The organism is Geomicrobium sp. JCM 19037 (assembly GCF_000698105.1).
Lineage (GTDB): Bacteria > Bacillota > Bacilli > Bacillales > Marinococcaceae > Geomicrobium_A.
Window position 1 is genome coordinate 64,404 of record NZ_BAWZ01000004.1, and the last position, 13,986, is coordinate 78,389.

General features: G+C 42.4%; 12 protein-coding genes and 1 pseudogene. 6 read left to right on the forward strand and 7 right to left on the reverse strand.

What is annotated here, in order from left to right:
* Positions 1 to 3: 3 nt before the first annotated feature.
* Positions 4 to 816: a hypothetical protein gene (locus JCM19037_RS03550; RefSeq protein ID WP_042397944.1), complete on the reverse strand. Its 813-nt coding sequence runs from the start codon at positions 814 to 816 to the stop codon at positions 4 to 6.
* A gap of 300 nt (positions 817 to 1,116) precedes the next feature.
* On the opposite strand from JCM19037_RS03550, the gene JCM19037_RS21985 reads away from it, so the two are divergent.
* The 3 genes from JCM19037_RS21985 (at position 1,117) to JCM19037_RS03565 (ending at position 4,796) form a co-directional block, all read left to right on the forward strand.
* Complete coding sequence (locus JCM19037_RS21985) at positions 1,117 to 3,171, forward strand: SH3 domain-containing protein (RefSeq protein ID WP_052363503.1); 2,055 nt, start codon at positions 1,117 to 1,119, stop codon at positions 3,169 to 3,171.
* Positions 3,172 to 3,315: 144 nt separating this feature from the next.
* Positions 3,316 to 4,443 carry an S-layer homology domain-containing protein gene (locus JCM19037_RS21990; protein WP_052363504.1) on the forward strand — a complete coding sequence of 376 codons (1,128 nt, stop codon included), beginning with the start codon at positions 3,316 to 3,318 and terminating at the stop codon, positions 4,441 to 4,443.
* Positions 4,440 to 4,796, forward strand: coding sequence for a CAP domain-containing protein (locus tag JCM19037_RS03565; protein ID WP_042397947.1), 357 nt, complete (start codon positions 4,440 to 4,442; stop codon positions 4,794 to 4,796). Before JCM19037_RS21990 ends, JCM19037_RS03565 begins: the two co-directional genes overlap by 4 nt.
* 42 nt (positions 4,797 to 4,838) lie before the next feature.
* On the opposite strand, the gene JCM19037_RS03570 is transcribed toward JCM19037_RS03565, so the two are convergent.
* The 6 genes and pseudogenes from JCM19037_RS03570 to JCM19037_RS03595 all read right to left on the reverse strand — a co-directional run bounded on the left by JCM19037_RS03570 (position 4,839) and on the right by JCM19037_RS03595 (position 10,814).
* Positions 4,839 to 5,549: a hypothetical protein gene (locus JCM19037_RS03570; RefSeq protein ID WP_152548929.1), complete on the reverse strand. Its 711-nt coding sequence runs from the start codon at positions 5,547 to 5,549 to the stop codon at positions 4,839 to 4,841.
* Positions 5,528 to 6,718, reverse strand: coding sequence for a CotH kinase family protein (locus tag JCM19037_RS03575; protein WP_042397952.1), 1,191 nt, complete (start codon positions 6,716 to 6,718; stop codon positions 5,528 to 5,530). The genes JCM19037_RS03570 and JCM19037_RS03575 overlap by 22 nt, the downstream gene beginning before the upstream one ends.
* Positions 6,719 to 6,861: 143 nt before the next feature.
* The gene (locus JCM19037_RS03580; protein WP_042397953.1) at positions 6,862 to 7,809 is read right to left on the reverse strand and encodes a leucine-rich repeat domain-containing protein; all 948 of its coding nucleotides are present in this window, start codon (positions 7,807 to 7,809) and stop codon (positions 6,862 to 6,864) included.
* Positions 7,810 to 7,952: 143 nt separating this feature from the next.
* Positions 7,953 to 8,981 carry an LCP family protein gene (locus JCM19037_RS03585; RefSeq protein ID WP_042397956.1) on the reverse strand — a complete coding sequence of 343 codons (1,029 nt, stop codon included), beginning with the start codon at positions 8,979 to 8,981 and terminating at the stop codon, positions 7,953 to 7,955.
* Positions 8,982 to 9,086: 105 nt separating this feature from the next.
* Complete coding sequence (locus JCM19037_RS03590; protein ID WP_042397958.1) at positions 9,087 to 10,112, reverse strand: LCP family protein; 1,026 nt, start codon at positions 10,110 to 10,112, stop codon at positions 9,087 to 9,089.
* A gap of 70 nt (positions 10,113 to 10,182) precedes the next feature.
* Positions 10,183 to 10,814, reverse strand: a pseudogene (locus tag JCM19037_RS03595) (YigZ family protein).
* Positions 10,815 to 11,056: 242 nt separating this feature from the next.
* On the opposite strand from JCM19037_RS03595, the gene JCM19037_RS03600 reads away from it, so the two are divergent.
* The 3 genes from JCM19037_RS03600 (at position 11,057) to JCM19037_RS03610 (ending at position 13,954) form a co-directional block, all read left to right on the forward strand.
* Positions 11,057 to 12,193, forward strand: coding sequence for a sensor histidine kinase (locus tag JCM19037_RS03600; RefSeq protein ID WP_042397962.1), 1,137 nt, complete (start codon positions 11,057 to 11,059; stop codon positions 12,191 to 12,193).
* A gap of 79 nt (positions 12,194 to 12,272) precedes the next feature.
* Positions 12,273 to 12,992 carry a response regulator transcription factor gene (locus JCM19037_RS03605; RefSeq protein ID WP_042397964.1) on the forward strand — a complete coding sequence of 240 codons (720 nt, stop codon included), beginning with the start codon at positions 12,273 to 12,275 and terminating at the stop codon, positions 12,990 to 12,992.
* 116 nt (positions 12,993 to 13,108) lie between these two features.
* Positions 13,109 to 13,954, forward strand: a complete 846-nt coding sequence (locus JCM19037_RS03610; RefSeq protein WP_042397967.1) for a DegV family protein — start codon at positions 13,109 to 13,111, stop codon at positions 13,952 to 13,954.
* Positions 13,955 to 13,986: the final 32 nt, after the last annotated feature.

The following is a 13,986-nucleotide window of genomic DNA, read 5'->3' on the forward strand; positions in this document are numbered from 1 at the left end:
CCTTCATTCCGTGCTTTCAGCTAAGAATTGTAGATAAAAATCGTACGTATCGTCACCATAGTTAGCAATCAAGTTGCGTGTTGGGGAGAAGGCCATGTCCATCGCATCTTGTGCACTTTCTTCGTCTCCCATTTCTCGGTATGCTTGGCTTTGTAAGTAGTAGACTAATGCATCATCTGGGGAAAGCGCAGCGATCTGATCATAAATGGCTACACTTTCTTCATATTCACCAATAAGGTGATGGGCACGTGCAATTGAGAACATCCCTTCGCTACCCAGTTCCTCTTGAGGGACAGTCTCCTGCCACTTAAAGATCAACTCGGCTCCTTGTTCAACATTATATCCTGATTCCATTAATGAACGTGCGTAACGAAGAAGGCGAGTAGCGTCTTCTTGGTCAGCGTTGTATTGAGATTCAAACGTTGCAATGGCATCAGGAATTAATTGTTCAGAAGAAGGGAACGGGCTTTCAATGTGTGCTAAAAGTGAGTCATAATAGTGGTTGGTAAAAGGTGCAGCTTCTTCAGGTTCTTCTTCTCGCCAATCGCGAAAAAACACAATAAATTCATTATAATTACCTGCCTCAATTTCGTCGGTAAAGATGCTTTGCAAATTACTTGTAGATAAATGCTCCGTACGACTCATGTCGGCAATGTGATACATGACAGATTCATTGAGTAAAAAGTCCTCATCCTCTTCATAACCGTATTTTTCGATATCAATTTCTTGTTCATTGGCTACGTGACGTTCCATGCCCATGGTTGAACAACCAGTCAATAATATCGCCGTAAAAAATAGCGGGGTAAGTTTCTTCATGGCGGACTCCTTTTATGTTCAAGTAGAAGTTTTGCATCAGGTGCATCTCATCCATTTTAAAAGAATAGAAGGAAAAAGAAAAGAGTGTACCAAGAGTTGTTCATGAATGGTCGACGTATTTCGCAAACATAGTGATTTTATCACTAGAAATTCTACAATCTTTCGACATAATTGTAATCTAATTGTTATGTTATGACATGTTTTACCATGATATGCTATATTTCAGGGTCAAAAAATATAGTAATAAGGAAGGAGTGTAATTGGAAAACAACTAAATTGAATAAAGGAGTTTTGGCACAAATGCGTCATAAAGCTTCCATACTGGCTCTGTTAGCAGTATTTGTATGTGCATCATGGTTCACTGACATCCATGGAGGAGTTTTTGGGGAGGCATCAATCGCAGAAGCAGCTGTTGAAGAAGTGCCTTTTGAGGGAACGGTTGTCGTTTCTTCAACTCTAAATGTTAGATCAGGTCCTGGTACATCGAATGCGGCTATTGGCCAGTTAAGAAACGGTCAAGTTGTAACTGTCATTGATATTCATGAAGAGGGTACATGGTATGAAATTGAATATCAATCTAGTACGGGTTATGTACATAGTTCTTATATTGTTCAAGCAAACAATGAACCAGAAGATGAAGATATAGATGAAGAACAAGATGAGGAAATTGAGGAACGAGAAGTTATTGACCGTGCCATCGTGGACCATCATGCCCTTGCAGTAAGAGCGTCGGCGAGTGGAACGTCTGAACGTGTTGGAACGTTGTACGAAGGCAACGAGATAAACATCTATGATTATGAGGAAGGTAGCTCATGGGTGCTTATCCAATTTGATGGGCAGTTTGCTTATACCCATTTAGATCACCTTCGAATCATTGATGAAGATGAGGACACAGAACCAGAACAACCAGCAGAAGACACTCTTGAAGTGATTGAACGTGCGGTGGTGAATCACCATACGTTAGCAGTTCGAGCATCAGCGAGTGGCTCGTCTGAGCGTGTAGGTAGTCTTCAAGAAGGCGACCAGATTGAGATTTATGAATATGTGAACGGTGGTCCTTGGGTTAAGTTCGATTTCAATGGAACGGTTGCGTACACAAGTGCAGATTACCTCAATATTCTGCCTCCTTTAAGTGACGGAGACTATGAAGTTATTGAACAAGCGGTCGTTAACCACCACACGTTAGCGGTTCGTGATGCAGCAAGTGGTTCAGCTAATCGTGTTGGATCCTTAACTGAAGGTGACCGTGTCGACATTTATGAATATGTGAATGGCGGCCCTTGGGTGAAGTTTAATTTTAACGGAGTTGTAGCCTACACGAGTGCAGATTATTTGCGCACCGTTACAAATGATCCAAACCCAACGCCTCCTGAAGAAGAGGAAGAGCTTGGTGAGAAGATAGCAACAGGTGTTGTAGATGCTTCTACAAGGCTTGCTGTCCGGGAACAGCCAAATGGTTCAAGTAATATTATCGTAAAGCTTAGCAACGGCACGATGGTCGACATTTACGAGTATGTAAATGGTGGTCCATGGGTAAAAATTACGTATGATGGTGAAGTCGCCTACACGCATTCTGATTATTTAAATGTCATCAACGCGGGTGAAGTTATTGATACAGGCACTGTAACCTTCGATGGACTTGTCGTAAGAGATCGTCCAAGCGGGTCGTCAACAAATATTGGCCGCCTTGCTAGAGGAACACAAGTTGATATTTACAACTTTGTAAATGGTGGTCCGTGGGTTGAAATTCGCTACAATGGTGGCACTGGTTATACTCACATGGATCATTTGAACCTAGCATCTAGTGGTACAGGTCCTTTAGCAGGCCGGACGATCGTCGTTGACGCAGGTCACGGTGGAAGAGACTCAGGTGCTGTAGGCAACGGACTTGTTGAGAAGACGATTAACCTTCAAGTATCCCGTGAATACGCACAACGTTTAGAAAACGGCGGCGCAAACGTCATTATGACGAGAACCAATGATACATTTATTGAACTGATCGATCGTGCGAGAATTGCAAACCGTGCGAATGCGGACCTTTTCGTTAGTGTGCATGCAAACGCATTTAACTCAAGTGCTAGAGGAGCGGAAACGTTCTATCACCCTAATGATGGTGCTGATAGCCGTAGATTAGCAACAGTCATGCAAAACCGTCTCGTTCGTGACACTGGTATGCACCATCGTCGTGTTGATAGTGCAAACTTCTCGGTTTTACGTAATACGAATATGACGGCAACATTGGTAGAGCTTGGGTTCCTTACGAATAGTGGAGATGCAGCGATCATGCGTCAACCAGGCTACCCGGCTAGAGCAGGTGAAGCACTCTATCAAGGCACGTTAGACTTTTATCGCTAATAAAAAACCACACCATCTCGGTGTGGTTTTTACGTGATATGAAACGTTTAATAAATGAATACGTACATTTATATAAGGGATTCTTACCTAATTTCTAGAAATCTTTGTTATTATTAAACTAACAATTGCATAGGAGGACTATTTGTGAAGAAGACATTTGTTGCTCTATTATCTACTTCGCTTTTGTTTGTGTCAATTTCAGTAGCTGATGCACAAACGTTCCATGACGTTTCAGAAGGTTATTGGGCAGAAGAAGAAATTCATTACATAAGTGATGAAGGGATTATCCGCGGATTCAGTGATGGGAATTTCCGTCCAGGCCAAGAAATTACACGATCACAGACTGCTGTCATGTTGTCTAGAGCGCTTGATCTTGAAGGTTCTGGATCAGCTAATTTTAATGATGTGGATGAATCTCATGGCAACTATGAAGCCATCCAGCAAGTAAATGAAGCGGGAATTATGACAGGAAGAAGTAACGGTGATTTTAATCCTGGGGAGCCACTAAATCGTGCGCAAATGAGTGCTGTGCTAACGAGAGCTTTTGAACTTGAAGCAGACCGTTCCGTACAGTTTAGAGATTTGAGCCCCTTGCACTATGCATACGATGAAATTGCCCCTGTCGTCACGAATTTCATCTCAACGGGTAAAGGTGATGGAAGTTATGCACCTCAGGAACACGTCAGCCGTGCTCAATTCAGTGTGTTTATGGCGAGGGCAATAAATGAGGAATATCGCCCGGAACATACGAATGAAACGTTTTATGGAGAACAAGGATCGTTTGGGGGAGTCCAGTTAGGGGATTCAGAACAAAGGCTCGTAAATTTACACGGTAATCCCGAGAAAACATTACAAAGTGTTTATGATTTTGAGTGGCATATTTACCATGATGATTATTCCAATTACATGCAATACGGCGTGAGTAATGGAGAAGTGGTTGCTGCGCTGACACCACAAGGAAATTGGCGAGCAGACAACGATATTACGAAAGGGACAGATCGTTCCGTTGTAGAAAGCGAATACGGTCAACCCGAAGCATCTATCGTAAAAGGGAATACGCGTTATCGAATCACAAACGAAAATAAAGGTCTGTATAACATCAATGGAAACTATGTGACATTTTATTATGACAGTCATACAGAAAACACCATTTCTAGCGTATTTGCCATTGACCAAGAGGTAGAAGATGCGTATGACCAGTATTATCCAGAGTCATCAGGGCATGTGCGGGACCTCTTTGAAGAGGAATTGTTCACACTTGTGACGCGATGAGAGCAGGGCATGAATTAGGTGCACTTGAACATCATGCAGGAGCAACTGAAACGGCTTTAGCACATAGTAGAGATATGGCAAGTAATCAATACTTTAGTCATTATGACCCTAACGGTGTCGGGCCTTTTGATCGTATGGAAAACAATAGTATTGAATTTAGATCTGCAGCGGAGAACTTGGCTAGAGGTCAAGTAGTGCCAATTGATGTTGTGGAAGGCTGGATGAATTCAGAACATGGACATCGAGAAGCAATGTTAGGGCATTACACTCACACAGGTATCGGCGTCGCATTTGATGAAGAGAATGCAAACCGTCCGTACTTTACACAGCTATATTTTACTAAACCGAATTAAAAAAGAGTGTCCCTCGCATTTTTTGAGGGGCACTCTTTTCTTTTAATCTAAGATGTCAACCTGATCAATGTGAATGCGCTCATTCTCATCTAATTGGCCAACTTCAATTGTAACTGTGTGCTGTCCTTCTTCAAGGTTAGAAATTTCATAGATAAGGTCGTCGGTAGCATCTCCTTGTTCGATCGTGTCAAACAGTTCACCGTTTAGATATAGGTTTGCTGACCCATGTGCCTCATCAGGAATTCCGAACCATCGAAAGCCAGTTCCAGTGAATGTGAACTCAGCAGATGCATTGACTTCTCTAGCATGCCTGCTTAAATGTCCACCACTTGATTCCCCCGTTGACCAGCCACCAATATAATTAATAACTTCCTCCTGATCAGCAAGTATTGTTGATCCAGGTTCAGCAATATCAACGACATGAGTGTGATGAATTTCTACAATATCACTCATTTCATTTAAACCAAACAGGGTAGCTGTTCCGAGTTGGTTCGATGTGTACGTCTCGTCTTCATGGACGGTAATGTGACGTTCATTACTGCTAACCCATTGCTCGACACCTTCAGATTGAGGAAGTTGCCCATTGCTATCCGCCTCAATGAAGTGTTCCTCTTGATTGAAGTGTCTTGTGTTGAACGTAACAGTCAATACCTCTTGATCACCGCTTCGAAATGTTACGCTTGCTTCGCCAGGATTATGCAATTCCACTGACAGATCTTCATTAATAGATGCTACATCGTCGTTTGTAGACACAGCTTCAATCTGATCGTCATCGAAGTCAAAAGCGATGGGTGTATTCGTGAAATATTCTCCGGACCACCTTCTTGGAGTGAGGAAGCATCCTGATTGGCAATTGACCAGTTGCTTGTTTCTATATTATCAATCGTTAATTCACTCGTACCGTCAAGTTCAAAGTGATTTGCGATATGCGCTCGGTTATATGCGGGGCGCTCCATCGCAAACTCTCTTAAAATCTCAACCTGGTATTCCCATTCTTCCATGGATTCAGGCTCATTCCATTTTTCGATATGCCCTGGTATCTCAGAAGCAATTTCCGCTTGCATATCATCAATTCGCTGAACAACATGTTCCTCTTCAAAACGTGTATTTAGGTAGTGGGCAAAGCGGTTAATAAATTCGTTTTGCATGTCTTCGCTTTCTAACACTTTTCTTAGCATAAATGTTGACCAACCGACGGATTGATTGGTAGCGTGATCCATTGCGTTATGCATTGAAGAAGATTCTGTAGTTGGGAGAGCGAAGCCGAAATCGGTGTCAAACATCGCCCAGCGCCATTGACCGTTTGGTCTTTCTCTCCAGATGTTAACATTGTTGTTTGGCCAATCAATGTTATCAAAGTATATTTGAGAGATGTGGTAGTCTAGGAAATTATCGAGATCTATTTCGCCATCCAGGTGATTAATGGCCTCAGAATCATTAAGGTCAAGAGATGCCATCGTATGAACGAGCTGTCTATATTCACGGTCTGTACCCTCTACAACTTCTGCGTTGTTCTCTAGTAAATCAAGGTCTTCTTGATTTACATCGTGAGCAAACCGGAAGTAATGATGGTCATATCGCTCCCGAATGTTAAATACGCCCCAGTTTTCACCATTCATATAAAGCTTTGCAGGTCTAGATAACTGTGTTTCCATATTGAGATCTTCAACAAGAGATTGCATCATGGCATCTCGAAAAAGTGTACGATTCCAATCTTGACCAGAATTCCTCAGAATAAATCTATTAAAAATATCTCGTTCTTCTTCTCCGAAAAGCTCATGCCTAAATCGATTCTCATCATAGTCTGAACGGGCATAAAAGCGTAAAGATTTACGATCTAATGCACGAGAAGCACCGCCGTGAATGCGTATACCTGCATGCTGTGATAAGGCAATTTCGTTATCCGTTTCAAACATTTGCATGAAGACTGGACGCTCCCAGTGTTGCCCGCTCTGAAAATAGTTGCCTGTGCGATCTGGGTCATCAGCATCAGGGTTGTAATAAACGCCTGGTGTATAAATACCATATTCATCGTTAAATAAGTTACCTTCCTCTGTAGCAAGTGCTAGAACAGGTAAATCGGTGTCCTCGTCAATAATATACGCATTTCCAACTTCGGGGCTAGTGTCCCCGTTTTCTGAGAAAAACTGCGCGCGAATGGTTTGGCTTTCTGTAACTTCAATGGGCCTTCATAGACAGGGGAATCCTCATCAACAGTAGTGCCGTCCACAGTGTAATGGATGACTCCTTCAGCGTCACCCAATGTGTCAAGTTCTATAGTTTGTGCTTGTTGATAAACTGCCCCATCGGCAGAAAAATCGATGTGATATTCCGGTCTGCTGATATCAATGTCTTGAACCTCATCGTATAAATCTGTCAACACCGTAATGTTTTCTATTGGATTCCCCTCAATGTAGAGTCGTTCCCTTAACATAGGTAAATTCAAGACTGGCTCAATATCAATGATGTTATTGTACCTTGCATTCAAATCTTCCAGTTGTTCCATCGCCAAAAGTGGGTGAAGTGACTCGATACGATTCTCTCTGATGTTCAATTCGGTCAGATGAATTAGCTCTGAAATAGGTTCCAAAGTTTCAATATGATTTTCTCGCACGTTTAGAGAAGTCAATGTTGAAAGTCCAGCAATAGGCTCAAGGTCTGTTATGCGATTCCCTGTGAGGGTGAGGGTGTCCAATCGCTCTAAATCACCTAGCGGAGAAAGGTTTTCAATGTTGTTCTCTGACAAATCGAGTGCAGTTAGGCGGTTAAATACTCCTAAACCCGTAACATTACTAATTTGTTGATTGGAAAGGTCCAATGTTGTTGTTGCTTGTACATGATCGTGTGTAATCGGTTCGCCATCTGGCAGTTGTAGTTCTTCTCGTACAGCATGCTCTAAATTAGGGTCATCAAATGTTATGTTTTGAGTTTGGGCAATGATGTATGCCCCGCCCCAAGCGGTGCCAGCTATAAGAAGAAGAATAACAAGAATCAACGATTGTTTGATTTTCATCTTGTCCTCCATGCTTACAATGTTCTTTTAAGTTTATTACATATATACATGTGTTGACCAGCTGTTATGAACATTCCTTTTTTCGCAACAAAACGACGAAGGATTTTGCCATCGTCGTTTTGTTCATGTGCTCCTATAGAGCACTAGTCGTTTCCTTGATTTTCACCTGCGGTTTCTGTTCGGTTCATCGGATTTTCATCGTCGAGTTCGAGGTGATCTCTTAACATGTTCCTTGAATTAGCAAGGGATGTGTCGTCCACATCAAAATAAAATACGCCGTTTACATACGTACCTTCGCCTTCAAGTTGGTGCCGCTCAATATCACTGACCGCAGACGCATAATTATGAAATGACATGATATTCTCAAAGGATTCGAAGTTGTGGTTCATGTTGTTTTGTAAGTCTAGAAATACTTGGTTGTAGTTTGAGATGTTTGAAATGGACGTCGCTTCCTCGATTAACGCCTCAATCACTTCCGTTTGGCGTTCGCCTCTTGCTAAGTCACCGTCGCTTTTGCGGTGGCGTACGTATGCAAGAGCTTCTTCACCAGACAACGTTTGCTCACCGGCTTGAATCTGGTGAACATCGTGGTTGCCATCGGCATCTTGCTCAGTGAAGGCGTGGCTAGCTTCCACATCAACACCATCAAACGTATTCACAATGTCGATGAACGCTTGGAAATTTAATGTCACATAGTAGTCAACAGGTATGTCCAAAAAGTTCTCCACAGTTTCAACAGCCAAATCGGTTCCGCCAAATGAATGGGCGTGGTTAATCTTATCGTTGGAGGCTCTGCCAGGGATACTAACGTAAGAGTCACGTGGAATGCTAAGCATCTTCACAGACTCCTCGCTGTGATTAAATGTAGCGAGTATCATTGCGTCAGAGATGCCTGCGACTTCACCACTACGGTCATCCACACCTAAAAACAGGACAGAGATGTTATCTTCGGCAGGATCAACCGCAGCTTCACGCTGTTTCGACACGCTTCCGCGCTCCAGCTGTATATCGGTATCACTCACAAACTGATCTGTTTTCCAAGTCGCATAGCCCAGCCCGGCGCCGATTGCTATAAGTGCCACAGAAGCAAGGGTGATTAGTGTAGCGATCACTCTTTTTCTTCGGCGTCTCTTTTTTTGTAAACGTAATGATCGCGTCGTTGCTCTTGCCATACAGTGGGCCCCTTCCGAGCTTACTTCATTCCGTAAATACACATAATGTCTATTTTACATGATTCAAAGAATAAAAGTAAATATCCATTTGCAGGAAATGTCAGATTATGTTTGTTCGTCTTCCGATGGTTCTGCATTATTTTGAATGGCGGATGGATCATAATCCAGGTCTAAATGACGCCTTAGCAAGTTTGAAGCGTGTGTGAGTGACTGATCATCAACAACGATGTATTCGGAACCTTCGATTCTTGTTGGTTCTCCTTCTAATTGAAAACGTTCCAACTCATCAAGTGATGACGCGTACGAATGGAACGCTGTGAGTTGTTGAAACGACTCGAAATTATGGCGCATATTGTTTTGGAGGTTATCAAACACTTGATTGTAACTTCCGATGTTTGAGATGGATGCGGCTTCTTGAATTAAAGCGACCATCACTTCCGTATGGCGCTCTCCTCGTGCAAGGACTCCGTCGGTTTGACGATGTCTCGCATATGCGAGCGCCTCTTCTCCGGAAAGGGTTTGTTCTCCTTGCTCGATGTATATTTGATCGTGGTTACCGTCGGCGTCTTGTTCACTAAAGGAAATATCAGAATCAATATTGATGCCTCCGAAAGTATCAACAATATCTATAAATGCTTGAAAGTTTACCGTTACATAATAATCAATGGGAACATCCAGAAAGTTCTCAACCGTTTCAATGGCAAGATTGTGACCGCCGTACGCATGGGCATGGTTGATCTTTTCATGGCCAGGTCGTCCTGGGATGTCAACATAGGAGTCGCGTGGGATGCTTAACATTTTCACTGACTGTTCTTCTTGATTAAATGTCGTCAAAATCATCGCATCACTAATTCCAGAAACTTCTCCGTCTCGATTATCTACACCGAGAAATAAAACCGAAACGTTGTCGTCGGCGATGTTTCCTACTTCTTGACCATTCGGGTTATTGAATCGGTCAATTTCTTCAAATGTATCACCCATGAGGCCGGTTGCTTGCTGCCACATCCATAACAACCCGAGACCTGCGGTCGCAAAGATCATAAATGCGCTCAGGAGGAGGAAGATGGCGAGTCGCTTCCTCCTCCGCTTCTTACGCATCCTTATTCTAGATTTATGGGAACGCTCTTCCATGCTTCTCCTCCTTCAAGACCGATATTACATCATTTATTTCCCGGGAAATTTGTCAGATTGCGTCGAGCAGTTATCGATCTTCTTCTAAATAAGACGTTCCTTCTGCCTGAAACGTTACGCGATCATTTGAAACTTCTACCATCCAGCTTTCAAAGGTGGACCTTTCCTCGAAAGGAACAGCGATGTGAAACGTGACTTGTTCATTATATTCAATGTCTGTCAGTAAATAGCTCGATTGTCGAATTTCATTTTCTAATTTACCGAGCAATTCATACGTACAGTGTACATCATATTTTTGCATCAATCGACGATTAACGACACCAATTTCTTCTGTTCCGAGTGACACTGAACTTCCATAAGCGCGAATGAGCCTCCGGCACCAAGTTTGATGCCGCCAAAGTAGCGGGTAACAACGACGACAGTATCTTTTAAATTCTGCTTTAGGAGGACGTTAAGCATAGGGACACCGGCGGTGCCAGATGGCTCACCATCATCATTTGCTTTTTGAATGTCGTCGTTCTCACCAATTACATACGCAGAGCAATTATGAGCTGCGTTCCAATGGTCTTTTTTGATCGTATCGATAAATTCTTTCGCTGCATCTTCTGTTGACACACGCTTCATATGTGTAATGAAACGTGATTTTTGGATAGTCTGTTCGGCTGAGCCTGTTTTTTTGATCGTATAGTACGAATTGAGCATAAAGTGGAAATTCCCCTTTCGAGACTGTAACTGCATTATAATCTTTTTGTAACACACGAAAAGCGATAAAAATGATACTGTCAGACATGTCAGCAGTTTGTATTAGAACTGTCGCAGAATATGGTATTTCTTGAACTTTTCTTCTTATTAGCCGTTTAGACCCTGAAGAATGTGCTAAAATAATCATATCGAATCGCAGCAAGCTGTCAATTTTATCGATTCGAAAGACTGGTGGGTTTGGATTGAGTTCAAAGAAATCGCTCGACCAAATCATCGAGCAAATGATGGAAACTGTTAGAGATAGTAAAGAGCAAATCTTTGAGATTTGCGAGAAAACACGTAGGGAATATGCGGGGCTGGAAGTCGAATTAAAGGATCTCCGACTCAAAGTAGCCGAGATTATTCGACAAACAGACTATAAGGAAATGCATGCACGATTAGCCCGCAATCGTCTTGCAGAAGTAAGTAAGGAATTCGGTAAGTATAGTAATGAGGAAGTTCGCAAAGCTTACGAGCATGCTAACGAACATCAAATACAACTCGCAGTACTGAACCAAGAAGAAAAGCAACATCGAGAACGAAGGGACCATATTGAGCGAAGGTTGCTTGAATTAGAAGATACAATTTCACGAGCTGAGCTGCTTGTTGGACAAGTTTCAGTCGTTCATAACTTTCTCATCGGTGATTTGCGAGAAGTAGGAGAAATCGTTGAGGATGCGAAAGAAAAGCAAGAGTTTGGATTGAAGATTATTGAAGCTCAAGAAGCGGAACGAAAACGGGTCGCTAGAGATATTCATGACGGCCCTGCCCAATTACTTGCGAATGTTTTACTTCGCGCCGAGCTCATCGAACGGGCATATAATGATAAAGGAATTGAAAGCGCACTGAAAGAAGTGAAAGATGTTCGACATGCGATTAAGGCAAGTCTCGCTGATGTCCGAAGAATCATATATGATTTAAGACCGATGGCGCTTGATGACCTTGGGCTCATTCCCACATTAAAGAAATATTTAAGTTCTGTATCTGAGCGTGTCGAGGATAAGACAGAAGTGCGCTTTATTGTGATCGGTAATGAAACACGTATGGAACCGAATTTAGAAGTTGCTCTTTTTCGCCTCGTACAAGAAGCGGTCCAGAATGGTTTGAAACATGCAGAAGCCGATCAAATCTTAGTAAAGGTTCAAGTAACAACAGACCGAATCATGCTAATCATTTCGGATGACGGCAAAGGATTTGATCATACAGAAAAGAAAGATGACAGTTTTGGAATTATGGGCATGAAAGAACGTGTAAACATGCTTAAAGGTGAATTTGCGATCGAATCAGCGATGGGTCGAGGAACCAAACTCGTCATCACAGTGCCAACGAGCGATGATTAGGAGAGAAGTTTGGGTTATAGTTTAACGCGATAAACGGGTGAAGTGAATTTACCTGAAATGCGGAGAGGTGAGTTGAGTAATGATAGAACAACAACAAGATCAAATTAAACTACTATTAATTGATGATCATAAGTTATTCCGTGAAGGGGTTAAGCGGATATTAACCATGGAGCACGACTTTGATGTTGTAGCCGAAGGGGACGACGGTGGTGAAGCTGCTGACCTTGTTGCGAGACACCGTCCTGACGTTGTGCTCATGGACATTAATATGCCAGGAGTTAATGGGGTTGAAGCGACAAAGCAACTAATTGAACGTTTTCCAGAAATCAAAGTGCTTATTTTGTCCATTCACGATGATGAAACGTACGTGACGCATGTTCTTAAGACAGGAGCTGCTGGCTACTTGTTAAAAGAAATGGATGCAGATGCTTTAATTGAAGCCGTCAAAGTTGTCGGCTCTGGTGGGGCGTACATTCACCCTAAAGTGACGCATAACTTAATTAAAGAGTACAGAAGGTTAGCGTCTGGAAACGGTGCAAATGCGGACCATGACAGCCATGAAGTAGGGTTTCGAGAGGTCGAATACAGGAAACCTCTTCATATCTTAACGAGGCGTGAATGTGAAGTGTTGCAATTAATGACAGATGGCTTTAGCAACCGGATGATCGGTGAGGATCTGTATATTAGTGAGAAGACCGTAAAGAACCACGTAAGTAATATTTTACAGAAGATGAACGTGAACGACCGTACTCAAGCAGTTGTTGAATCGATTAAAAAAGGTTGGGTAAAGGTTAGGTAAATAAAAATGTCGAAGCATAACGATCTGCTTCGACATTTTTTTATGTAATAACTTTCAATTCATTTCAAAAGGCCTTATAGTTAATATAGGAACAAAACTGAGAAGTGAGGTCCAGCATGTCTAAAATAGCGATTGTTACCGACAGCACAGCGTACCTAGACGAAGATACCATTGAACGTTACAATATTACGGTTTTGCCTCTAAGTGTGAATTTTGGTGAGGAAACAATTGAAGAGACGGAGTTAACACCGGAAGCATTTTATGACAAAATGCGCAACGCTCCGGATCTACCAACAACGTCCCAACCTGCATTGGGTCATTTCATTGAGAAGTTTGAGCAATTGTCAAAAGATCATGATGCGATTCTTTCTTTTCATCTATCAAGTGGGATTAGTGGCACGTACCAGACGGCAGTAAGCGCTGCGCGTTCCATTGAGTCTGCGAAAGTGTATCCATTTGATAGTGAAATCAGTTGTGAGCCGCAAGCTTTTTACGTGAAACGAGCCGCGGAAATGGCTGAGCGTGGTGACGATATTGACCGGATTTTTGCGAGTCTGACAGAGTTAAAACAAGCAATACGTGCGTACTTTATCGTTGACGACCTTAATCATCTTCATCGCGGAGGCCGGCTAAGCAGTGCCCAGCGCTTGATTGGTAGTGCACTGAAGATCAAACCAATCTTAGCTTTTGAGAATAAAGTTATCGTTCCATACGAGAAGGTAAGGACATACAAGAAAGCGTTAAATCGTGTGCTTGAGATGTTAGATGAAACTGCGAAAAAAGGGCGGAAAATGAAAGCATGTGTCATTCATGCAAATGCTCCTGAAGAAGCAGAAAGAATAAAAGCGACGTTAGCGTCGAAGTACGATGAAATTGAAGTGTCTATTTCTTACTTCGGCCCGGTCATAGGCACGCATCTTGGCGAGAAGTCCATTGGTCTTACGTGGTATGATTATGAATAAAGACAGTGTAAGCTGTCTCTGTGTATAAATCA